Annotated in this window: 17 protein-coding genes; 6 read left to right on the forward strand and 11 right to left on the reverse strand. The window is 29.0% G+C overall.

Going from position 1 to position 25,432, the window contains the following annotated elements; translation table 4 throughout:
• The first annotated feature begins 96 nt into the window (after positions 1–96).
• The gene (locus ACX1M8_RS02480; protein WP_458616423.1) at positions 97–264 is read left to right on the forward strand and encodes a hypothetical protein; all 168 of its coding nucleotides are present in this window, start codon (positions 97–99) and stop codon (positions 262–264) included.
• A gap of 98 nt (positions 265–362) precedes the next feature.
• Positions 363–1,196, forward strand: a complete 834-nt coding sequence (locus tag ACX1M8_RS02485; RefSeq protein WP_458836720.1) for a hypothetical protein — start codon at positions 363–365, stop codon at positions 1,194–1,196.
• 15 nt (positions 1,197–1,211) lie between these two features.
• On the opposite strand, the gene ACX1M8_RS02490 is transcribed toward ACX1M8_RS02485, so the two are convergent.
• The 3 genes from ACX1M8_RS02490 to lysS form a co-directional block, all read right to left on the reverse strand.
• Entirely contained in the window at positions 1,212–2,189 is a 978-nt protein-coding gene (locus tag ACX1M8_RS02490) for a DNA-methyltransferase (RefSeq protein WP_458836721.1), read from the reverse strand.
• Complete coding sequence (locus ACX1M8_RS02495) at positions 2,189–2,356, reverse strand: hypothetical protein (RefSeq protein ID WP_458616427.1); 168 nt, start codon at positions 2,354–2,356, stop codon at positions 2,189–2,191. The genes ACX1M8_RS02490 and ACX1M8_RS02495 overlap by 1 nt, the downstream gene beginning before the upstream one ends.
• 71 nt (positions 2,357–2,427) lie before the next feature.
• Complete coding sequence (lysS, locus tag ACX1M8_RS02500; RefSeq protein WP_458836722.1) at positions 2,428–3,891, reverse strand: lysine--tRNA ligase; 1,464 nt, start codon at positions 3,889–3,891, stop codon at positions 2,428–2,430.
• Positions 3,892–3,977: 86 nt separating this feature from the next.
• Here lysS and ACX1M8_RS02505 point away from each other — a divergent pair, with 86 nt between their 5' ends.
• A complete protein-coding gene (locus ACX1M8_RS02505) occupies positions 3,978–4,190 on the forward strand; it encodes a TM2 domain-containing protein (protein WP_458616429.1) in 213 nt (70 codons plus the stop codon).
• 106 nt (positions 4,191–4,296) lie between these two features.
• Here the strand turns inward: ACX1M8_RS02505 and ACX1M8_RS02510 are convergent, their stop codons facing one another.
• From ACX1M8_RS02510 to ACX1M8_RS02540, 7 genes are all read right to left on the reverse strand, one after another.
• Entirely contained in the window at positions 4,297–5,298 is a 1,002-nt protein-coding gene (locus ACX1M8_RS02510; RefSeq protein ID WP_458835957.1) for an ABC transporter ATP-binding protein, read from the reverse strand.
• Complete coding sequence (locus ACX1M8_RS02515) at positions 5,298–13,769, reverse strand: ABC transporter permease (protein ID WP_458836723.1); 8,472 nt, start codon at positions 13,767–13,769, stop codon at positions 5,298–5,300. Before ACX1M8_RS02515 ends, ACX1M8_RS02510 begins: the two co-directional genes overlap by 1 nt.
• A 269-nt stretch (positions 13,770–14,038) precedes the next feature.
• The gene (locus ACX1M8_RS02520) at positions 14,039–14,932 is read right to left on the reverse strand and encodes an alpha/beta fold hydrolase (protein ID WP_458836724.1); all 894 of its coding nucleotides are present in this window, start codon (positions 14,930–14,932) and stop codon (positions 14,039–14,041) included.
• 52 nt (positions 14,933–14,984) lie between these two features.
• Positions 14,985–17,087, reverse strand: a complete 2,103-nt coding sequence (gene ftsH, locus ACX1M8_RS02525; RefSeq protein WP_458836725.1) for an ATP-dependent zinc metalloprotease FtsH — start codon at positions 17,085–17,087, stop codon at positions 14,985–14,987.
• An 88-nt stretch (positions 17,088–17,175) separates the two neighbouring features.
• Complete coding sequence (gene tilS / locus ACX1M8_RS02530; protein ID WP_458836726.1) at positions 17,176–18,078, reverse strand: tRNA lysidine(34) synthetase TilS; 903 nt, start codon at positions 18,076–18,078, stop codon at positions 17,176–17,178.
• Entirely contained in the window at positions 18,065–18,616 is a 552-nt protein-coding gene (gene pth / locus ACX1M8_RS02535) for an aminoacyl-tRNA hydrolase (RefSeq protein WP_458836727.1), read from the reverse strand. The genes tilS and pth overlap by 14 nt, the downstream gene beginning before the upstream one ends.
• A 1-nt stretch (position 18,617) precedes the next feature.
• Positions 18,618–20,843, reverse strand: coding sequence for an ATP-dependent DNA helicase (locus ACX1M8_RS02540; protein WP_458836728.1), 2,226 nt, complete (start codon positions 20,841–20,843; stop codon positions 18,618–18,620).
• 283 nt (positions 20,844–21,126) lie between these two features.
• On the opposite strand from ACX1M8_RS02540, the gene ACX1M8_RS02545 reads away from it, so the two are divergent.
• The 3 genes from ACX1M8_RS02545 to ACX1M8_RS02555 all read left to right on the forward strand — a co-directional run bounded on the left by ACX1M8_RS02545 (position 21,127) and on the right by ACX1M8_RS02555 (position 24,012).
• Positions 21,127–22,524 (forward strand): DnaA ATPase domain-containing protein, encoded by a 1,398-nt coding sequence (locus tag ACX1M8_RS02545; RefSeq protein WP_458616437.1) that lies wholly within the window; start codon positions 21,127–21,129, stop codon positions 22,522–22,524.
• A gap of 136 nt (positions 22,525–22,660) precedes the next feature.
• The gene (locus tag ACX1M8_RS02550) at positions 22,661–23,788 is read left to right on the forward strand and encodes a DNA polymerase III subunit beta (RefSeq protein ID WP_458836729.1); all 1,128 of its coding nucleotides are present in this window, start codon (positions 22,661–22,663) and stop codon (positions 23,786–23,788) included.
• Positions 23,788–24,012, forward strand: a complete 225-nt coding sequence (locus tag ACX1M8_RS02555) for an RNA-binding S4 domain-containing protein (RefSeq protein WP_458835964.1) — start codon at positions 23,788–23,790, stop codon at positions 24,010–24,012. The genes ACX1M8_RS02550 and ACX1M8_RS02555 overlap by 1 nt, the downstream gene beginning before the upstream one ends.
• A 74-nt stretch (positions 24,013–24,086) precedes the next feature.
• Here the strand turns inward: ACX1M8_RS02555 and ACX1M8_RS02560 are convergent, their stop codons facing one another.
• Positions 24,087–25,280: an HAD family acid phosphatase gene (locus ACX1M8_RS02560; protein ID WP_458836730.1), complete on the reverse strand. Its 1,194-nt coding sequence runs from the start codon at positions 25,278–25,280 to the stop codon at positions 24,087–24,089.
• Positions 25,281–25,432 lie beyond the last annotated feature (152 nt).

Here is a 25,432-nt window from a genome sequence, read left to right on the forward strand (position 1 = left end):
GTTTTCTTTTTTTCGAACTAATAAAGATATTTAGGACAATGCTATAGAGCTAAAAGTTTTGCATATAATAGTAATTGCTAAAAAATGAGGGAATATATGAAATCAGTTAAAACAAAGAAACAAGAACGGAAAACTAACATTTCTGAAAAAGATATGGATATTATTTTAAATGTATTATTAGATGAACTTTTAGGTGAAGATTCTACTAAAGAAGAACGCGAAAATAAAGTTTTAGAAGTTATTGAGAAAATAAAAAACAAGTAAATATACATTGCTTCATTACTAAAAATATTATGTCGTAGGCTTATTTGTAAAATTTGCCTATATTTTTTATTAGATTATAATTATTAGTAGGACTAATTATGTATAAAACAGATGGATCAACACACCAAACAGGTGTTAAAGGCGAAGATAAAATATTACACTTTTTAAATAATCCAGACAATTTTACTAATCTTAAGAATATTTTTGAAAATTACTATGATTTTCAAATAAGTCAGCCCTTTAATTTTATTCAAAAAGGTGGTACAACTTATAGGGTAGATATTTATGACATATCAAATAAAATATCTTTATCTATTAAGTCTAAAAGAAAAACTCGAAGCAAATACCACGGAACATTTGATTTACTTAATACTTCAAAAATACTTTCTTATGTTGAATTAGACAATTTTTCATTTTTACAATCATTAGGAAAATATGAAGCTTTATTGAAATGATTGAAAGAAAACAAAATAACAAATAAACAAGTAGTTAACGAAAAATTAAATGAGGTCATAGCCAATATATTTGATAAGCTTGATGGTAATGTTGCTTATAAAATATTTAAGAATGTTCAAACTATAGAAAAAGGGATAATTGACGTCATAAGGGATTATTCTAAATCATCTTTAGATGAAATAAAATTTGAAGATTTGCATTTTTTAAAGAAGGATTGAATAAAACTTGAAGCTAAGAAATTAGTGGGAAGCCACACAAAGCCGAATGGTAAGAAATCAGCTAGAATCCAATATAGTGATGAGACTTCTAGTCCATTTAGGCTACGTATAGCTCTTAATAATGGTGTTCAAGCGCTACTGGTGCAATTAGGATTAGCACCTAAAATAGCAGGTAAAAATTACACATCCATTCTAACTTTAAAAATTCAAGTTGATGATATATCTTACATTCTTGATAAATACGAAATTAAAAAATAATGTAGCACAACTACACTATTTTTTTATATCTTTTAATCTTTCTAATGCTACACCATAGTAGTTTTTATCTAATTCAGAACCTATAAAACTTCTATTGTGTTTTAGTGCTGCAACACCTGTAGAACCCGATCCCATAAAACAGTCTAAAACTATATCATTTGGTTTTGAATACATTAAAACTAATTTTTCCATAAGTTCAACTGGTTTTTGAGTTGGGTGTAAATAAACTTGTTCTTTAGGTACAACTAATACATTATTTAGTGTTTTATTATACTTTTCAGGATTAAGTTTTATGCCTTTTGTATGGGCTTTTTCATTATTTCATATTTCTTTTAGCCTATCATAAGGAATAAATTCACTTCACTTATCAATTTCATATGTTTTTATTAATTGATTATAAAGATCTTCGCTTAATAATCCAAAATGTTCACCAACAAAGTAAAATCAAAATTCTAGTTTTCTGTGGCCTAATTCTTCGTGAATTTTTCTTCTTGTTTTCCCTATATATTTAAACATTTGTTGAGAGTATCATCTACAAAAATGTTTTTCCTTATCAACTTCTATTTCTTTAGCAATATTATTATATGTTCTCTTGTTATTTTTACCTTCATTATGGATGAAAATAGCTATATTTTCAGAATAAATTAAAGGCATTTTATCTGCATGAAATCCCTGAGCAGCATTATTCTTAAATCAGATGAGTTCATATTTATAATCTTTTTTATTGTTTAAAATCATTTCAGCATAAGTTGGATTTTGCCCAAAACAAGCTATTGTTCCACCATCCTTAATAACTCTATTGAATTGTTGAAACATTTCACTTCAATTTATTTCAGCATCTCAATCTACTTTTTTCTTTTGCCCAGAAAGTATCATTCCATTTATTTTTCCATATGGAGGATCGATGCATATAAAGTCAATAGACTTATCAGGTAGGCTTTTTAACAATTCTTTGTAGTCACAATTTCTAATATCAAGAAATGCTTTTTCCATTACATATCTCCTTGATTTTTTAAGTAATCTTCTAAGATTAAGGTAACTACTCTACTTTCGCTTAATCCAGTTTCTTTAGCTATTTTTTGTATTCCTAACACAACTGATTTCTTTATTGTATAGTTTCTTACAATCGTTAAATCTTTCTTAAAAATATTATTTTTCATATTATTAATTATACCATTATTGCTGTTGTCAAAATAAATACTCCATGCCAATAACATAGAGTATTTAGTAATTATTTTCTTTTCATTGTTGGGAATAATAGAACATCTCTGATTGAATCTTTTTCAGCAAGTAACATTGTTAAACGATCGATCCCGATTCCACATCCACCTGTAGGAGGCATTCCATATTCTAATGCTTCAACGAAATCTCAATCAATATCACTAGCTTCATCATTTCCGTTGTTCTTTTCTTCAAGTTGTTCTTGGAAACGTTGTAATTGGTCAATTGGGTCTGAAAGCTCTGTATACATGTTAGCATATTCTTTTGTGTTGATGAATAGCTCAGCACGTTCTGTAAATCTTGGATCACTTCCTTTAGCTGTTAACGGAGATATTTCAATTGGGTGTCCATATACAAATGTAGGTTGAATTAATGTTTTTTCAATTAATTCTTCAAATAGTTCATTAATAATGTGACCTAATTGGTGGAATTTTTGAACCTTAACACCATATTTGTTTGCTACTTCTACAGCTTGCTCAAAGCTAATTTCTCTAAAGTTTACACCTGTCGCTTTAGATACTGCTTCAACCATATCCACTCTAGCAAATGGTTTAGTTAAGTCGATTTCAACACCTTTGTTTACTACAGTTTGTTTACCTAATTTTTCTGCAAGTCTCTTGAATAATTTTTCTGTATGTTGCATCATTCCTTCAAGGTTTGAATATGCTTCATAAAACTCGATTGAAGTAAATTCTGGGTTGTGAGTTGTGTCAATACCTTCATTTCTAAAGATACGTCCAATTTCATATACTTTATCAACTCCACCTACAAGAAGCTTCTTAAGTGGAATTTCAGTTGCAATTCTAAGCACAAATTCTTGATCTAAAGCATTGTGGTGTGTAGTAAATGGTCTAGCAGAAGCACCTGATAAATAATCGTGTAAGAATGGTGTTTCTACTTCCATATATCCTTGTTCATCAAAGTATCTTCTGATTTCGCTAATAATTTTTGTTCTAGTTCAGAATGTTTGCATTGATTCATCATTTACAATTAAATCAACATATCTGTGACGATATCTTTCTTCAACATCAGCAAGTCCGTGATACTTATCTGGAAGTGGTTTAAGTGCTTTAGTTAATAATTTAATATTTTGTGCTTTAACTGTAACTTGACCTGTGTGTGTTTTCATCACACTACCTTCAACATAAATAATGTCTCCTAAGTCTAATGAAGCAACTAACTTACTTAATTCTTCTCCATGTTCTTTTTTATTGAAGTATACTTGCATTTTTCCGTGGTAGTCTTTTACTAAAATGAAAGGTCCTCTCATTGTTAAAATTCTACCTGTTATAGCTGCAGGAATAGCTTTTTCATCTAAGTCTTCTTTTGAATATTCGTTGTATTTAGCTTCAATATCGTCTGAGTAAGATAATTCTTTTAATCCATCAGCCTTAGCAAAAGCTTCAATATTATTTTCTTTATAAAAATCTAATTTATTACGTCTAATTTGTTCTTGTTCAGTATATTTTTCCATAGAAAATCTCCTAAATAAAATTTATTAAAGTATACATTAATTTAATATAATCATATTAAATAAAATTTAATATAAAGGACGTTATTATGATCAAAAGTAATCGCAATTGATTTATAAACCTAATGTTTTCTATTTTCCTAGGAGAATTTGGTATTGATCGCTTCTACGGTGGTCGTATTGGATTAGGACTTCTTAAACTTTTCACAGTTGGTGGGTGTGGAGTCTTATGAATCATCGACGTTATTTTAGCTATCCTAGGAAAACAAAAAGATTCACAAGGTTTATATATCAGACCTTAATTAATTTATAAATTTTATCCACAGTCTCTGTGGATTTTCTTTTGCGCCCTTTAGCTCCTTTTTCATTACCTGGAATGAAAAAAGCTAGCGCGTAGCTAGCTCCGTATTATTCGGCTCAGTTCAATTCTTTAGGATGGACTGTTTTTTCATTTTTCTTAATTTTTGAAATTCTACCTTTTTTAACATAGAAAATTCTATCAGCAATAGGTTCAACTAAAGGGTTGTGGGTAACCATAACAATTGTTGTTCCATACTTTTTATTAATATCATATAGGTATGAAAGAACAATTTCAGTTGTAGCTTCATCAAGCGCTCCAGTAGGTTCATCGGCAAAAATGATTTCAGCATTTTTTGCTAGAGCTCTAAGGATTGAAACACGTTGTTGTTGTCCCCCAGACATTTGAGAAGGGAATTTGTTTTTGATATCTACAACATCAAACTCTTCAAATAGCTTATCAATATCTAGTTTCTTTTCTTTATCTGTTTGTAAGTAAGCCCCAGTTTCAACATTATCATATCCGTTAAGGTTTTGAAGTAAGTTATAGTTTTGGAAGATAAAGCTTACGTGTTTACGTCTAAATAAAGTTAATTGTGTATCACTCATGTAAGGTAAGTTATTGTCGCAGACAATAACGTCACCACGTGATGGACGATCAAGCCCTGAAATAAGGTTTAAAAGTGTTGATTTACCACCACCAGATTTACCAAAGATCATAACAAATTCACCTTTTTTAATGCCTAAAGAAATGTTCTTAAGCACACGGGTAACGTTATTTCCAGCTAGATAGTATTTTGATACATCTCTAACATCAATAATGTTTCCTTCAGTGTTTTTGAGTCCTTTATGATCGTCTGAAGCTCTTTTTTTGTTAGCAGCTTTTCTTAGTTTTTTAGCAATTGATCTATCTACAGTAATTTTATTAGCACCACCATCAGCATCTAAGACTTCGAAAACATTTTTAACTGTAATTTTAACATCTGCAGTTTTTTTAGTTAAAACCACTTCTTCTTCAAGTACAGCTTCAGTTGTGTTTTCTTGTGTGATATTTCCTGATTCAGGTGTTGTGTGTTTTTCTGATTTTTCTTTTTCTTCGTTTTCGTAATACATTATTTTCCTTTCAATAAATCAATCGCTTTGATTTTGTTAAGTGCTATTCATGCTAGTGAAGCAGTTAAGATAAATACAAATAAGATAACTCCAATTGTTAAGAATGCATTAGATGCAGTAATTGCAAGTGGTATCGCTATTTTAGCTGCATTCGTTAAGAATGAACTGAAGATTGAAATTAATCCGTAAGCAATAGGTAAAGCAATTAAAATTGAAATTATGATAAATGGAATGTAGATTCCAAAGAATATCTTGAGTTTTTCTTTTTCATTGTATCCAAGCACTGCTCAAATAGCAATATTCTTTTCGTTTTCGTTAATTAAGATAGTTGAAATGATGATTAAGATAACAATTGAAACAATGAATGTAAGGATAGAAATGATTGTTACAACAATTTGCACTGTTTTAGCAATTGTCATTGTGTAGTTAACTTCAATATCCTTAGAGTCAATTGAGGCAGCTGAAGGTACATAAAGTTTATCTTCAAAGATTTTTGCAAATTTTTGAATGTATTTAGTTGCATCAGCTTTAGCTATATTATAGCTTTCTCTTAAGGCATTGATATCTTCACTTCCACTATATGATGGGTTGAAGAATTTAGCTATATCTACATCACTGTATCCGATGTTTCTCATAGCTCCATTAGATTTAGAGTTATCTACAGTAGCCATTGAACCAAATAACCCATCGAATAACTCACCAATTGATTTAGCAGTTAATCTTTCAGTATCTAATGTATCTATACTTGCTCAGTAACCACTAATTGAGTATAGGGATGCTGAGTTAAGAATTTGCATAGGTAATGGGTTATTTGAAAGTACCCCATTAAATCTAGCGCCATTATTGTATTCAGGATTGTATGTTAATCTATCTAATCCAATAATTTGATCTGCAGCTTCTTTAGGAATAATAAATTCATTGTTAATGTATGAAGGGTTAATTCCTACAACTACAAATTTATATGTTTTATCCTTAAGGCTTTCACCTTCAGGTAATCCTATTTCTTTATTCAATACTGTTTGATAACGATCAACAGTATTGTTTGCAGAAATTTCTACAGTTTGACCGTAACCTAATCCGTATGATTGAGCAACAACCTCGTTAATAATAAGAGGTATTTTTTCATCATCTGGTTTTTGTCTGTATTGGTCGTTAATCTTCTTAAGAAGATCTTCTCCATTAGCTCCTATGATTTTTACTTCTTTAGAATCTGGTGAGTAACCATAGAATCTAACATTATTGTTGTTTGATTTTTCTTTAATTTCTCTACCCTTAATTGATGTGAATGTAGCATCTACATAGGTATAAACTTCATCAAATGATGGGTTGAAGTATAGTCCACCAAATGAGATGAAGAAATCATTAATTGTTTCAGCTCTAGGATCACGTTTAATTAAAGCATCGTTATTTAGAGAAATTTGTTTATATCCTTTAACAAGGAACTCTCTATACTGATCTCTATAGTTAGATGTATTGATTACTTTCATATCGTAACCAGTACGTGAATCGTTTAGCTCATTGTAGTAGAACTTACCATTCATTGGGCTTTCTTTATCAGGAATGTATTCAAAGAATCCTTTAAGTCCCGAAATAGATGTTTTATTTGCATCTACAGCACCATCTTTATCATACACAATACCTTCTTGTGTTTGTTGAAGTGCTTTTCCTACTTTATTTCTAACTTTGATAATACGTGATTTTTGTGAGTCAGGTAATGAATTATAAACTGATTCTCATGGGTCAACTTTAACAGCACTATCGATAATTAAGTTAACTGAGAATTGGGATAGAACGTGTCCATCAAACTCATTTGGATTACCATTCTTACCACCAATATTTACAGCATTAGATTTACCTGGTTTAAAGTAGTCTGATTGGTATTGATCTAACTCTGAAATGTTTCCTACAGGTACATAAAGGTTATTTTCAAGTTTGCTTGTTTCATAAGGATTAATTGGTCCACCTTCTAATGTAGGTGAGTACAAGTCGAATCTATAGTTGTAATTTCTGTTTTGATATGTCTTGTTAATTGAATCCTCAAACACACCAAATGTTGCAAATCCAAATAAAGTAGTTAGCGATGTAAGAATAATACTAATACCAAATGATGAAAGTTTTCAGAAGCTGTTGTAAATTAAGGATGCTGAGAACTTACCTTTAACATTAGCTTTCTTAAATGCTTTAGCATATTTTTTGTATGTTTCACCTGTAGCAACTTCTACAATTCCACTCATAAGGTCAATTGATTTGAATCTTAATGAACGTAGTGAAACGATAATAATTAGAACTGACATAGCAATTAAAGGTACTACTATGTTGATTAATAAGGATACTCAAGAGAATGTTAGTGTTTCTATCGGTACCGTTCAGTAGTTATCAAGTATCTTAATTCCAACTCCTTGAAGTAAGAATCCAGTTAAGTATCCTAAAATATCTCCAATAAAGATTGTGAAGAAGGCAAACACAGTCATTGAAATCGAAATTTCAAGTGGTGTGTAACCTTGAGCAACAAGAATACCTATAACTTTGTTTTTGTTTGAAATGTAACGTTTAATAATAAAGATAATTGAGATAGCAACTAAAGTAACAAGAATTGAAAGTAGAACTTTAGATGAATAATCAACTGAACGCACAATTCCCTTCATAGCTGTAATTCTAATGCTTCTTTCAGGGTTAAGCATATCAAGTTCATCATCTAAGAATACACGTTGGAAATCATCCTTGTTAATTGTTTCTTGCTTAATCATTTTGTCTAATTCATTTTTTAACTGTACATTAGACTTATTAGTTGAATTTTTAACAAGTAAGTATTCCTTAACAACATTTCCTCTGTAAGCTTGTTTAAGTCTATCAAATCCTTGAGAGTTTACATAAACAATAGCTTGAGATTTAGGGTTAAGTTGTAAGTTGTTTTCGTCTAGCACTGGATAAATATTATCGTAGGTTAAATCATCTCCAATAATAATGTATTCAGAACCATTAATACTAATTTTGTAATCTTCTGGTAGTGTAGCAACTAAAGCAACCATTTGTGTAGGATCTTTAGGTAGCACACCACTGTAAATCTTCTTATTATTTCTTTGTAATCAAGCATAGTTAACTTTAGCTATATATGAACCAACTTGATCGTATTTAAGCACATTTGTTAACTTATTAACCCCTGTAATAGAATCAAGTGTCTTAATTAAAGTATCAATTAAGTTAACTTCAAATGGGTTGTAAGCAGTTGTTTCTTTAGTCTTTTCAAGTCAGTAGTATAAGATATCGTTATCTAAAGCTAATGAAACTGCATTGTCCTTTTCAAACACTGGGTTAGGCACATAAGTTTGAATTGATGCTTGAATTAATTGATAAATATAATCTGGGTTTTGAGCTATTAAGTCTTCATAGTTTAATAACTTATTAGCCACTAGGTAAGCGATATTAGCATTATTCTTAGCTAATTCACCTACTGAGTTTGTATCTGTTAAGTATCACACTAAAAATTCAGGGTGATTCATAATTAAGATATTTGAGAAAATGAAATCTGGAACACCTAAAGCAATAAGAGATGGGAACTTATTGTAGTTTGTATCAATTAAGTACATTAAGTATTTAGCATTCTTAATGAAGTCTGGGTTTCCAAATACTGAATTTATTATAGTGTAAATTGCATTTGAGTCTGCATTGTCATATTTATATGTTGTAAAATGCCTATCATCCTCCGATACTGTTGGAGCCTGTGATGTAGGATTTTCTGTTACTTTTACATATAAGTGTGATGAACCAATATATGCAAATACTTTAGTAATATTGATTTCGTTTGCTTTAATAAATGATTTAAAGTCTGAATTTTGTTTTACAAATTCAGCTAATATAGGATTTTTGTATTCTCCATTTTCATCTGTAGCAAAGAAGTGATTCTTCATTGCAAATATATTAGCCATTGAACGAGTAATTCCAAATCCAGTTGTTTCATAACCAATAATGTTATTAGCTGATGGTTGGAATAATTCAAAACTATTAAATTCTTTTAATACTTCTTCATTATTTGCTAAATCAAGTAAGTTGTTAGCAAAAGCTAAAACGCTTTCATATGGCTTTTGTTGGTTTGATCCATTAGTAAATATAGATAATCAGAATTTGTATAGGATATATCCATTTCTCATTGCACTATATTTATCATCATTAACATTATTAGGTTTTAAGAACTTACCTAAAATATCCCTTAATAATTGATATGTTGGGTTAGGTTTAATTGGTGCAACATTTTGATATCAAGTAATAACATCAGCAATTGAAGAATTTTCCCCTAGAGCAGGGTTAATTGAGTTTTGCATTAATAATTTAAATGCATTTTGTAGGCTTACTAATTTTTCAAGTGCTTTTTCTTTGCTAATGATTGGATTTTCATTGCTGATTCCTAAAATATCATAAGCAAATTTCTTGTCGTTATCACTTAGTTTTCTAAAGTCAACATTTTTAATAATGTCGTTATTTAATGCATAAATAACCTTATTAATAAATTGCGAGATACTTGCAAATCCATGTCTGTTAAATGCTACTTCTTTAACTGTGACATTGCTGTTTTCTTCGTTTTGGTTTGTAGAAGTTTCTGTTGAAGTAGCAACAACATTATCAGAATTTGCTGGTGCCCCACCTAAAGCATTTAATAAGTCAAAGTAACTTAATTTATCTGGATCAGGCGCAGGAATTGTTAAGTATCTATCACCTGTAATTTTTATATTTGTTCCCTTAGAAGAAAGGTTTAAAGCTTTAATTAATTCATCTTTAAAGCTTCTGTTTGAACCAGGGATTGCAAATATCGCTTTAAGAGCTGCATAAATATAATCAATATTTGATAATGAGTCTGCTAAATAGAAATTATGGTTTAATACGTTTTTACCTAGCATAAAGTTGTAAACTCAAGCACTGAAGTTGAATTTTTCAAGTTTAAGCTTAGATTCAAGTGTATTAGAAAATTCTGTAATATCAAATGCATCAATAATATATGTAATACCATCTAATACATTTTTATATTTGTATTCTGAATTAGGGTATGCATTTAATTTTTGAATAATTGTGCCAACAAGTGGTGACATATTTCTAATGATGTAGTATAGAGGGCTGTTTTTATCTTCGCTATCTTTAATAAATTCTAAGTTTACATTACTTAAAATTTCTTTAATAGCACCTTTAAATGCTTCTGAATCAACTGATTTAAGTAATCAGATAATCATTTGGTGTGTTGATAGCTTACGTTGTCTCTTAATAACTCTAGGTTCTCCTGTTTCAGGATCTGCCACAGTTTCTTCTTGAATTTTATTGTATTCATCGTTTAAGAACTTAATAATGCTATCTGTATAGTTAACATAGTCAATTGATTTAACAATCTTAATAAGACTATCGATTAGCTTAACTGGATCTTTTGTAACATGAACTAAAGCTTCTGGCGAAATAGTTCTTTGAAGTGAGTTCATTCCTAAAAGATCTAGGAAGTTATATAAAGCCTTCATTTCGTTGATTAAGTATTCTTGTTGAGCTTCAATTGTAGGTTGTTGCACAACTAATGATCTAGCTTTTTCAAAAATACCTGTAAGTAGTTTTGATACATAATCACCATTAATGTTGTGTGATAGTTTTCAAAGTGCATCAATAACTAATTTAGGAATAATGTTTAAGTTAATTTGACCTGAAGCAAACACTCCGGCAAAGTCATTCTTAGCAAATGTATATTCTACGGCTTCTGTGAAGGCATAAATGGTATCTTTGCTTATGAATCCTTTTTTAACTATATCCATATCAAGTAAAGCTTTTTGAATGTTTTCTACAGCCTTGCTCATTGTTTTTTGGTTAATAGCTTCGTTCATAATTTCAGCTAATGGCGCTCTGAATCCAAATGGTACGTAAACTACGTTATTGAACTCTGAACTCTTTTCAACTCAGCCTTTAGGGTTTAAAGTAGCCTTAAGAATTAAATTATTTGTTTTTAAGAACGGATATACATCAGCATTATTAATTAACCCATTTTTGTGTTTTTCGACAATTTCTGCACTAGTGTTGTTGTTATCATTATTAAATGATATCGGAATGTTGTATCAGTATTTAATTTTATGATTTTCATCATAGTAAGGTTTAACAATATAGAAACCTTCTAAACCATTTGTTGTTATACCTAAATCAGCAAATTTATTAAATTCTGAATCAGGCATTTGATCTGTTGCATCTTTAACATAGTGAGCTAATTTATAAATCTTCTTACCATTTATTCTGCTTGATGGATTATTAGCTACATTGTAGTTATATTTAACAAAAGTATCGTATGAATAATCTGACTTAATGTACTCAGGTGCAGGTGTATAGTTAAAAGATGATCTAACTACAATTTCTGAAGAAACATAGTAATCAAGTTGTTTAGTTCTGAAGAAATTATCAATTTCTAAAGCCATTGAATTTAATCCTGTAGGATTATCTTTTTCGTTGATTAATTTATTAATGCTATTCTTAATACCATTAATCATTTCTTCGTTATTTCCAACATTAATTAATTGGAAAACATTCTTTTCTTGAGTTTTTTCATCAAATGAGTCAATTGTAAGTTGTTGCTTAATACCTATGTTATTAGCCCCAACTTCTTCTTTAACTTTGTTATAGATGTTTTGCTTAACAATTAATAAAGCACCTGTTTTAATTTCATTAATTGTTTCGTTTAAGATGTTTTTGTTAATAATTCTTTTATAAGCATTTTCAGTAAGGTCTTCTTTATTAATTCCTTCGATGAAAGCTATTGTTCTAGGACTTTCATATCTATAAGATTCATAGTTAGGAATTTGTGTACCACTGTGTGTATCAAATTCAGGAATTTTGAAGGCACCTTCATTATCTTTTAAAGCTTCTTTTAATTCATTTGATAACGCGAAGAATTGTTCTTTGTATTCCTCAAATCCAGGATTATCTAAAGCCTTTAATTTATCTTCATATTTCTTAAGAATTGCTTTAAGTTTTGTGATTAAATCTTGATATTTAGTTACTGTGGCATTCTTATTAATAAAGTCATTTGCAAGAATGTATGTATTTTCAATTAAAGTCTTAATGTAGGCAAATTTTTCGGCATCTACAGTTTTAACACCATATTGTTCTTCAATAGGAGCTAGATTTAATTGAGTTTTTAAAATTTCTTCTTTTGAAACAATTGGTTCTTGAACTGCGACTAATTCAGCTTCATCAGATAAGTTTCCATCTTCGTTATATTTATAAATGTAGTTTGAAATATTCTTAGATCAGTATGAAAACTCCTTAAACATAGCTGGAATAGTATTATTTTGTAATGGATTATCACTAATTAAACGTTCCATAAAAGCAATATAAGCACCTTCTCATTTGTCCTTATATTTGATGTAAGTTGATTCATATACTTTTCTTTGGTAGTATGTTAATCTTTCTTGACGAGCTGCTCATTTTAAAGGAACATTGTATGTTTTTCCAGTTTGGAACTGGAAAAATTCTTTTTCTAAAGTAGTCTCATATTGACTATCTTTTCCAAAGATAGCCTCATAAGCTACATTACGATTTAGCTTTTCTTCCATGATTTCAGCAATTGTTCTATTAGCTAAGGAAGGAATAATTGTAGGTTGTAAGTTATTATCTAAAATGAAAACTAATTTTTGATTATTGTATGAAGCAAATCCTAATTTATCTGCAAATTTTTCTGGTTGCACTTCTATTACAGGAGCAGTTTTCTTTCAATTTTGACCTTTAATAAGATCAAAAGTAATTTCTTTAGTTAAAACATTGATAAACATTGTTGAAACTTGAGAAAGAATAATGCCTTCAGAAGATTGAGAAATATAAGCGATATCACTCATTTTGTATTCTTTATCAAAATGTAATTGACTATCTGCAGTAAGTTTTACTTCTTTTTGTGCATTAGTATATGTACCATCTAAATTTTTAGCAAATAGGTCTACAGAATAATTTGAAGCAAGAGAGAAAGTTTTTTGAGGTTTTGAATAATCAAGTCTTAATAAACTTGTATTTACATCATCACTCTTAAGTTGGTTATACATCTTAATAAAATCACTCTTCTTGATGTATGAATCAACGTATTTTGGATCATCAATGAAATCTTTAATTGGAACAAAATCTTCTTCAACTTTACGAAGATCGATAATATCCAATACTTTTTTGTAACCATCTTCAACATATAGAATTGGTTTGTTATATGCATCAGGTAAAGCATCAGCTTGTGCAAGTCCATTAATTAAGTACCCATCATTGTATGCTTTAGCATTTGTTGATAAGTTTAAATCGATTGTTAAATCATGTGAAACTGATTTTTCTTTGATTTTGTTATATTGTAATTTCATTGATTGAGCAGTATCATGAAGCAATGTGAAAATTCCTGATGTTAAAAACACCAAGATAGTCAGTCCTGCTACAGTAGCTTTATTTCTAAATAAAGACCTAAAAACTTCTTTAAAAAGATTCTTCATATCTCTCCATTCTTTCTTGCCTATAATTTAATATATTAAATTATAGCCATTTTTTTATGATATAGCCACTTCGCGAACCACCCCTCCTAAAATGAACTAAAAATAATAAAAAATAACCTTTTAGCCTACACAATAGGTATAAAAGGTTATTTTTACAAATTTAGAACATGAACTTATTGCATTTTCAATTAAGTTTTTGTTTCTGTTTTATCTCTAAATTTACTTTTTTAAGTAATTTTTTACATGTTTTTTATTAGGCCAAAAATGCACTAATTATCTAAGAAATTAATGATATCTTCTATAACATGATCCTTGATTTCTTCGTTTAATAATTCATGTCTGCAGTTAGGATAATCAATGTATTTAATCTTTTTAAATCCTGCTTTTTCTAAATAAGTTCTAGATTGTTTTGCACCTTTTGTATATCCAGTACATGGATCTCCTGAACCACGAACCATTAAGACAGGAATATTATTAACTTCTTGATATTTATTAATTTTCTTTAGGTTGTTTGATAAATGAAATAAATCTTTAAAAGCAGCAATTTTAAATCCAAATCCACATAAATCATCTGCTAAATATTCATCCACATTGCTTTGATTGTGTGAAATTCAATCAACTCTTGTTCTAGGATGTTTGATCTTACGATTAAATGCACCTATTGCTAAAGAATTAATAAAAGGTGAATAAGTTTCAGGACCTCTAAATGCTTGCCATACATGTGCAACTCCTATAGCGATTGGAGTTCCACTGAAATATTTTGGATATCCACATAAAATAACTTTTTGATAATGTTTAGATTCAGTTTGCATTAGATTACGAAGAATAATCGAACCCATTGAGTGACCAAAGATAATAACTTGATCTTGATTAAATCTTTCTCTGTAATATTTATTGATTAATTTATAGTCCTCTAAAAGAACTTTATGTCCATCTTTTTCAGCAAAGAACCCTAGCACAGGGGCTTTTTTACCATGACCCCTCATATCACTTGTTAGAACAGTGTATCCAGCTTCATTTAAACATTTAGCAAAGTAGTTATATCTATCTTGGTGTTCTTCCATACCGTGAATAATTTGAACATATCCTTTAGGATTTTCTACTTCAAATAGATGTAATAATAATTCATATCCATCATTTGCTTTTAAAATAATTTCTTCCATAATTTCTCCTATTAAAAAAGATTGTTACTAATTTTCACAATCTTTCTTAATCTTATTTTTCGCTTTCGGCACGAGCTTGTTCTATTTCTTCATTTCTCTTGTCTATGTTTGCTTGATCTCTAGCTTGTGAAATTTCTTTTTCTCTTAATTCAATACCATTTTCTTGTACTTCTACAGCTTGCTCACTGTGTTCTTCGACTTTAGATTCACTAGGTTCTGAAGTCATCTTGATTAATTCATCTAAATCTAAAGGTTCACTATTTTCCACTTTAGTTTCTTCTTTTTTAGGTGGTAATTCTAAATGAGTTGCGATGTAATCAATTTCTTCAGCAACAATAGTTTCTTTTTCTAATAATAAAGTCTTAATAAGTTCAAGTAACTTAGGATTGTCTTTAATAACTTGTGTAGCTAATCTTTTTGCTTCAAGCATTATTTTTCTGATTTCTAAGTCAATTTCATGGCTAATTTGGTTTGATAATGAAGATGAAGTTGCTAATGCTTTTCCTAAGAATGGTGAACCTTCTTCTTCTTGATATTTAATAGGTCCTAAATCAGACATACCAAATTCAGTTACCATTCTACGAGCGATTGTTGTTGCTTTAGCAATATCATCTGAAGCACCTGTTGAAATTTTATCTTCACCATAAATAATTTCTTCAGCTGCTCTACCACCCATAAAGCTTGCGATAGAAGCGAGTAATTCTTCTTTGGTGTAGTTGTATTTTTCATTTTCAGGCATCATTAAGTTATATCCACCTGCTTGACCACGAGGAATAATAGTAATCTTTTGAACTTTATTTCCTCCAGGCACTTTAATTCCCACAACAGCATGTCCTGCTTCGTGGTAAGCAACCATAGTTAATTCTTCACGTGTTATTGTTCTTGATTTCTTAGCTGGTCCAGCCATAACTCTATCGATCGCTTCATCGATTTGATCTCTTGTTATAACTCCAGTATTTTCACGAATAGAAAGTAACACAGATTCATTAATAACGTTTTCAAGTTGAGCTCCTGAGAACCCAGGTGTTCTTCTAGCTACATTATCAAATGTAATATCGCTTGAGAAACGTTTACCTTTAGCATGTAGTTTTAAAATTTCTTCACGTTCTTTAACATCAGGTAACCCAACTGTAATAACTCTATCAAAACGACCAGGTCTTGTTAAAGCAGGATCAAGTACGTCTGTACGGTTAGTTGCAGCAATAAATAGTAATCCTGAATTTTCCTTAATACCATCCATTTCAACTAGAAGTTGGTTAAGTGTTTGTTCACGTTCATCGTGACCTCCACCAATACCACTTCCACGAGTTCTACCGATAGCATCTAACTCATCGATAAACACAATGGCTGGAGCATTTTTTCTAGCTTCTGCAATTACTTGTCTAACTCTTTTAGCCCCCATTCCAACGAATAATTCAACGAAGTTTGAGGCAGATACGAAGAAGAATGGAACATCAGCTTCTCCGGCTGTTGCTTTAGCAAGTAATGTTTTTCCTGTTCCAGGAGGACCTCCAAGTAAGATACCACGAGGCATTCTAGCTCCTGAAAGTTCGTATTTTTTAGGATTCTTTAAGTAATCTACTATTTCACTAATTTCTTCAATAGGTTCCTTATTTCCTGCAACATCAGAGAATCTCTTATCTGATTTAATTATTTGAGCAGGACTTTTATCACCAAACATTCCAGAACCTTGGCCATTCATCATTTTCATTTGGTATCTAAAAATAATAACCATTAAAATAATGAAGATTAAAGTTGGTAAGAATGGAAGAATATATGTAGCAAAGAAGCCTGGTGTAGGTGCTTGCATTACTGTTCATGATTTAGCTGCTGTATTTAAAGTAGCAGATAATTTCCCATTTCCTAGCAAGTCATTAATTAATCCAGCACCACCACCTGTTGTAAATTTAGTAACGACATTACCATTTACATAAATACCATTAATGGAGTTTTGGTATGGATTAAACACAATTTCTTTGAAATATTGATCAGACTCTTTATTAGCTTTTTCAAGATTTTCAAAGAATGTTGATGTAGATCATGAAGTAGCAGCATTAACTTTGTTTACGATTAAATAAATCATAAGACCTATAGCAAGTAAAACAACAAGAGTTGTTATGGCTGCACGTCATCATTTTTTCTTGTTTGAGTCCATAATTTCCTTTCTGTTTAAATATATTTAATAATTATATACTTTTTATTAAAAAAATAATATTAGCAAATGAATTATTTACTTGCTAATATTATTTAGATTTAGGCAATATTAATAGACCTTTTTCTTTAACAAGATAATCGTCATTATCAAGCTTATAAGTTGATGTTCTATTCTTAGATATGATGAAAGAAACAATCGAATTTATCTTGCCTGTAGTCAAATTCACATTAAAATAGTTTTCATTGATAAATTTATAAGCTAATTCATTTTTATTGGTTAATCTTGCAAAAACATCTTGTGAGAAGTTTGATTTGTTTCATTTTTTATAAGCTTTGTTTATTCTAATTTGTTTAATGTGTAGTTTTTTGTTTTTTAATTGGAAATATCAAAATCACATTATCTTTAATACTTGGTGATTACGATATGTCATTCTTATTTTGTTTCTAGTGTATTCTTGAGTTAAATTTGAAGAATCAATGTGAAAAGGTATTCTTTCAAAAATGCATTTATGAGCAATATAGTCTTTTCAATATTTGTTTACATATGGACGATAAACATTCATACCATAGATAACATTATATTTTTTAATCCCATAAAAATCTTTTCTACGTTTAGATGCCTTAGTCATCATTGCACTTTCAAAGAAATCGTCCTTGTTGTGGGCTATTAATAAATAATTGCAATTTTCTTGATCATAGATCTTCTTGAAAAATTGATATCTTTGTTCTCTAGCTCAATCTTCAAAATTTCCACTTGTATAATCTTCTTTAGAAAGCTCTAAAACAAATAATTTTATCTTGTGTCTAGCACAAAAGTTTTTAACTATATCTGTTTCTATGTTACTATCATCTCTTTGATGATAATTAAGATGGGCTACTACTATATTTTCATTTTTATATCTATCTAGTAGGAACATACTGTCTGAACCACCACTGACTGCTAATAAATATTTATTATTTAAATCTTTTTTATGAAACTTATTTTTTAGCATTGTACTTGTTCATTAATGTGTATATATCATTAAATGCAAATGATATTGCAGCATTAGCAGCATTATCAAGAATTGGTTCTAAAACTTCCATTTGTTCTTGAGTGAATCTTCCTAGAACAAAGTCACGGAGAGCTGATTGATGAGGTGTTGTAATACCTATTTTTAAACGTTTGAAGTCTTGACTTCCTAGTTGTTGAATGATACTAATAACACCATTATGTGATCCGCCTGAACCACCTACTTTAATTGTGCTTTTACCTAGAGGATAGTCTTTTTCGTCATGAATTACCATTACATCATCTGGTGAAATTTTGAAAAAATTACAAATTGAAGCCACAAATGAACCAGAATCGTTCATGTATGTTAATGGTTTAGCAATAATTAAATCATCCACTTTAGCATAAACACCATTGAATTTACTTTTATTTAGTTCAATTTGTAATTTTTTACAAATCTTATCAATAGTTAAAAATCCAGCATTGTGACGAGTAAATTTATATTGTTCACCTGGGTTTCCTAATCCAACAATTAATTTCATACTAGTCTCCTTTTATAAAATAAGCAAAATGAGTTAATATAGGTTTTTCATAGATATTGCTTTTTAAAATAACTTCACCATAATTTGTTTGATTATTTGTAATTATTATTAAATTTTGCATTGCACGTGATGTTGCAGTATATAAGAGTTTTTTGCTTAACATTCTCTTGTGAGAAGGGTGCACTAAAAAGATGATTACATCTAGCTCACTACCTTGGAATTTGTGAATTGTAGTACCATATGCAAGGCTTATTTGTTCATTAAATTCACCTTTAGTGTACTTGATTGTAGTTTTTCAATTATTAGCACGCTTAAATGTAACATAGATGTGAGAAATTTCTTTTTTCTTGCTTTTACCAACACTATATTCGATATGGTCAATATATCCTATATCTCCGTTGCAGATGTCTTCATCAAGTCTGTTTTCAAGTTGTATAACTTTATCACCAACTCTAAAATTAACTACTCTACCATTACGTTTATAAGATAAAAATACTTCATTATCTGGATTGATTTCATCTTGAATTAATCTATTAATTTCAAATAATCCATAATCACCTTTATATGTAGGACATAGTAATATAACGTTTTCAAGTCCGTGTTTAGCAACTTGTTTTTTGTATATTTCTACAACCTTTTCATTAACATCTTCGTCTGAAGCTTGGTATAAGTCTACTTCATTCTTTTTGAACTCAGGAATACCATTATTTTTAATTTCAGTGAAGTGTTTTCAAATTGATACTGAATCACTTCTGAAGAATTCGTCTAAGAAAGTTACTGAAAACTTATTAGATTTAATAATTTCTCTTAATAAGTCTCCTGGGCCTATAGGTGGTAATTGGTCTACATCCCCGATTAAAATAATTTTTTCAAGCGATGGACAAGCATTTAACAACTTATCAAAAAGATTTATATCAACCATTGAAAACTCATCAATAACTATTACTTTCATATCTTTAAGAGTTTCTAAGTGATCGGGTGAAATATCTTCTGATGTATTTGCGATTCTTAGAAAACTATGAATCGTTCTAACTCTACTATTGATTTTAGATGTAATATTAGTTGCAGCCCTACCAGTAGGAGCTAAAATAGCATAATCTACATCTAAAGTTAATTGACTTTTTTCTAAAGTATCAAATATATGTTTAATAATAAATGTTTTTCCAGTCCCAGGGCCACCTGAAATAATCGAAACATTTGAATTAATAAAATTATAGTAACCTTGTTTTTGATTTTGTGATAGTTGCACTAATTCATATTCGCTTTTAGGTACTAAATTTATACCATTAGCTCTACCTGCAAGATATTTTAGTTTTGAAGCAATAAATTTTTCTTTATCTACAGTCTGTTTTCTAGATAAATAAACATTATGATTTTGATCAAAAGACTTCACTAACTTATTATGTGCAGCAAGATATTCTATATATTCATAAATTCTATTAATATCATAATCAAAAATAAATCTTAATTGATCCACGATATATTCGTAAGATATCAATGTTGAATTATCATTTTCAAGTTGCTCTATGATATCGTCTAAATAAGCCTCAAAACGATTAATAGAAGCTAAATCTCAACCAATTTCTATAGCAAACTCATCTATCACAGGAAGTGAAGGATATACCTTGTTTAAATACAATAAATATGGGTTTTGGTTTTTATAATAATCAACAAAATCCATATCTTCGTTTTTATGATATTTTTTAAGCACTTCTAAAAGATCAGACATGTTTCTTGAGTAGAAGAATTGTATATTGTTATGTGCCTCATCAGAAACACCCATTAGTGCTTTGATTCTTAGTTCATTTTCACCATAGTATTTAACTAATGAATTAAGTTGTTTATTAGTCATAACACTTAATAATTTTTCTTCATTTTCATTAACTTCATCAATTAGTTTGAATAAATTCTGCCCGAATGCATCAATTATCTTTTTAGCAGACATTTTTCCGATATTAGGTACATTTTTAGAAATATAATCTTCTCAATTAACTTCTCTTTCTTCTAAAACAGGAACATATGCTTTTAAAATAAATGAATTTCTATTTTTCGGACTTTCAGTAACTGTTATTTCATACTCAGTAAATAGATCAGGAACATTACCTCTACAATAAACAGGATAGGTCATATTTGAACTATCCGATCTGAATAATAAAAATGCTCAATTTTCATCTTTTGAGCCACTTAAAATTTTTGCAAATTTTCCTCTAAATACTGATTCTGCCATAATTATTTATATTATAAAGTTTTTATTTTTTTATATCACTAAAAAATGTAAATAAGTACCTATTATGCACAATAGTTTTCCACAACTTTATCCACTTTTATTTATGTGGATAACTCATTTTTATTCACAAGTTAATAAAATTATTTTTAAATATTGTGGAAAAATACAAAAATCCCTATTTTTATGTATTAAAAGTTGTGGAAAATATTGTGGAAAAAGTGTGTGTTATTACTTAAAAAATATATTTATTAACATAGTATTTAAAAACTTATAAAATTGAGTTATGAATATATTAGAAAAAAACGAAGAAATTGATAATGATACAGTTAAACTTAACGTTTTAAACGATGTTTTTGTCGAGTATATGAAAAACGAAATTCAAGATAATATGCTTTTTAGAACATTCTTTAAAAATTTAAGAATAATGTCATTTGAAAATAATGAAGTTATCATATTTTTTCCTAAAGTTTATCCAGATTTGCATAACTTTAAAAAATATTATAACGATACATTTGTTAAAGCTGTTAATGAAGTCTTTGGTGAAGGTGTTGCCTTTAAAGTAATTGATAAAGATTATTTAGAAGCAAGCAAAAATGCTGAAAAAGTTATTAAGAAGGCTGATACTTTAGTTAAAAAATCAAGTAAACCTAATTCTCAATATACATTTGATAATTATGTTGAAAGTAAATTTAATAAAGAAGCACTTAATATTTGTAAGGCTATAGCAGATGGTGACTATGCATTTAATGTTTTATTTATTTCTGGTAATTCTGGATTAGGAAAAACACACCTATTAAAAGCTTTAGAGAATAGTTTTGTTGAAAAAGGTAAAAAAGTTTACTTGGTAAACCCGAACACCTTCACAAATTCTTTAACAAGTCTTTTAAAAGAAAACGATCAGAAAAAACTACTAAATATACATAAAAGTTTAGTTGATAACTATGATTTAGTGCTTTTTGATGATTTTCAACTGTTTGGAGAAGGAAATAAAAAATCTACAAAAGACTTTATTTTCCAAATTCTAGATGGAAGAATGGAAAGAAATAAAATTACAGTCTTCTGTAGTGATAAAGATATAAGTCAAATCTCAAATATGTTTGATAATCGCCTTATAACACGTTTTCAATCAGGTTTTATAACTAAAATTAAACAACCCGATATAGATGATTTATCAAAATTACTTGATTTCTTCCTAGAAGATATTGAATTAAGTAACGATTTAATCTCTGAAGAAGCTAAAGAGTTCATTATACGTAATCATACAGCATCAATAAGAACTCTTTTAGGGGCTGTAAAACGTATTTCACATTACAAACAAGATATACTAAACACACCTCAAGAATATATTTATAAGACAATTACAAATATTTTTGAAGATGTAATTCAACAACAAGAAAACATAACACCAGATATTATTATAAAAGCTGTTTCTAAGTACTATAAAATACCTACTAAAGACATTTTATCGAACTCAAGAAAAGCTGAAATAGTAGTTGCACGTCACATAGCAATGTATATGATTTCAATTCAGCTTGATTATTCATCTACAGAGCTTGGAAAAGTCTTTAAAAAGGATCATTCAACAGTTTTAAATGCTTTACGTAAATTTAAAGATACTGATGATGAGTCGCTAAAACGTACAATTCAAGAACTAAAAAATCAAATTTATAAAATTAATTAACAAGATATTCACAAGTTATGCTATGAGCTAAAATGTAGTAAAAAGTTAAATTTTTATAGATATTTTAGCTTAAAAACATACTTTTTAAAGTTATCCACATATCCACAAGATATATTATTTATATAAAGGAGGTTTTATGAAATTCACAATTTCTAAACCTAAAATTGATCAGTTAGTAGAATTCCTTTCTACATATATAGATAGTAATGATACATTTATCCCATTTAGATGTATTTACATAAATATAGATACAGATAATTTAACATTAATTGGCGCTTCTTCTACTTTAGCAGCTAGAAAAATTTTACCAGTTGACAATAATGAAATAACAGTTGAAAGATCAGGTAATTTCTATTTATCAGCAAGCTTACTTAAAAACATTATTAAAAAGTTTGATAAAGAAATTACATTTGATGCAAAAGAAAATTTAATAGATATATATGAAGGCTCTACAATATTTACTTTAACAAAATTAAATGCAGGAGTTTATCCTCAAATAGATTTTGAAGATTTAGAAAATAAAGTTTCTATTAATTCATATACATTTGAAAAAGTTATCAATGATGTTTCTACATCAACTAGTGCTTCTAATGATAGATTAAATTCATTAATATATAAATGTATTAATATCTCTTCAAACAACAATGAACAATTAAGATTTTTAGCTACTGATTCATATAGATTATCTACAGAAATTATTAAATTAGAAAAACCTGTAAAAATCGATTTAACAATTGATGCTAGAAACCTTAAAAAACTTATTACAAAAGATGCTCCTGAAAAAGTTGATTTATTCTTCAATGCTAATAAAATTGGTGTTGCATACGAAAATACAGTAATATGAACTTCAATTAATAAAACACAATATATGGATGTTTCTTCATTATTCCAAGTTCAATACACAAGAAACTTCAAAATCGAACGTGAAGAGTTACTTAAAACTCTAAATAAAGCCTTATTCTATCAAACGGAAAAAGATAAGAAGATGGAATTTTACTTCGAAGATCATGATTTAAAAATCATTTACGAAGTACCTGAAATAGGAACAGCTAATGCAGTATCAAATAAATTAGAAATCGTAGAAGGAAAAGGTGTTGAAATAGACTTTAACTATACATATGTTAAGGATGCTGTATCAGCACTTGATTCTGGAATGTTAAATATTTTTGTTTCTCAGAATGAAGATAAAATCTTATTTATCTCAGAAAACGATCCTAACCACATTCAATTAATTACACCTATGAGAAAGTTCTATAATAAATAATGACTATTAAAATCAAAGGTGGTTCAATTAAGCTATCTCAATTCCTTAAAAAGATAGATGAAATTGATACAGGTGGTCAAGCAAAAATATTTATCTTAAATAATGATATAAAAATAAATGGTGAAGCTCCAAAGGGGAGAAGTTCTAAAATCAAAGTAGGTGATATTGTTTGAATAAATGATTCCCTTTACACAATAGCTTCAGCAGACGAAAATAATGAATAAGCCTATGTCCTAGGCTTTTTTATTTTTCAAAATAAAAAACACAGCATAACACTGTGCTTTTAATGTAAACAAATCTATTTTTGTGCAGGAGTATCTGGTGTAGGTTGGAATACTCAACCTTGTTGATCCAATAAATCAACAATTTTATTAAAGTTAAATGAAGATGATCCAATAGCTTGTTTTATTCAGCTTCCGTAAGATGTGTTTCCTGGGATTAATACATAACTTGCGGCAAAGTTTTCTGTTTCTCAGCTTTTAGTTTCAGGATTATAGTATACAGATTTAACATCTAAACTATCGTTACCGAATAATTTTCCGTAGTTATTTGATGAGTCTTTTAATGCTGCAATAACTTCTGCGTTAGTGATATTTGGTTTTTTACTGAAGTTATCGTTGAAGTCAGAAATATCATCACCAACACGCATAACAACTTTAAATTGTGCTTGAACACCATTGATATTTAATTTATTGTTGTTAATTCAGTGCATTCTTTGTTCTTTAGAAACTTTAATGTTATTGTTTTCTTGGTTAAAGTCTTTAGGATTACTTTTCTCATCTGTTCCTTGCATTCACCAGATTCATTGAGGCATAAATTTAGCATCTAATCCAAGGTCTGTTAAGTTTTTCTTAGATGGTTCAAGTTGTCCTTGTTGATCTCTGTTTGAGTTAAACATAACAACTCCACCTTTAGATCAAACATGTTTAATAAAGTTAATAGCACCTGCTACTTCTTTAGCATTAGCTTGGTTTACAAAGTTTCCTCATAATGCTGGTGAGAAGAAAGTGTTATTTTTAACTAAATAGTTTTGGAAAGCGAAGTTATTCAAAACTGTTTCATCTAAATCCATAAATACAACAGGAATAAATTTTCCTTCTTCTGTAGCAGTAACAGTAACTGTTTCACCAGTTGTATTAACTTTTGTTAGATCCACATTAGGTTGTGTAATCATTTTATCGAATAATCTAGCGGCAGATGCGTATGTTTGCATACCCATAGCTTGTTTTTCAGCTGAAATACTGTTTCAAGCATTTGAAGAAGCTAATGATACTGTATTAAATTGATTCTTTAATTTAGCTATAGCATCTGCGTTAGCAGCTTCTGTAGTGGCTTTTTCTGCATTTAGTTGTTTAATTTGTGCTTCTAATTGAGCAATTTTTTCTTTGTCAGATGATGATACATTGTTATTACATGCAACTACAGTAGCTATAGGGGCAATAATTGTTGTTGCAGCAGCAATTGACATAAGTGATTTAGTAATTTTATTCATCTTATTCTCCTTATAAATTAATCATTACATTAAAATACTACTACTTATATATTCTTGTGTAGCAAAAAAGAAAAATGTGGAACGATTTTGTTCCACATGCTTAATTGCAATCTCCAGTGCAACACTTTTATTAAGGTATAATAAAAGTGGAG

This window comes from Mycoplasma tracheobuteonis (assembly GCF_054456995.1).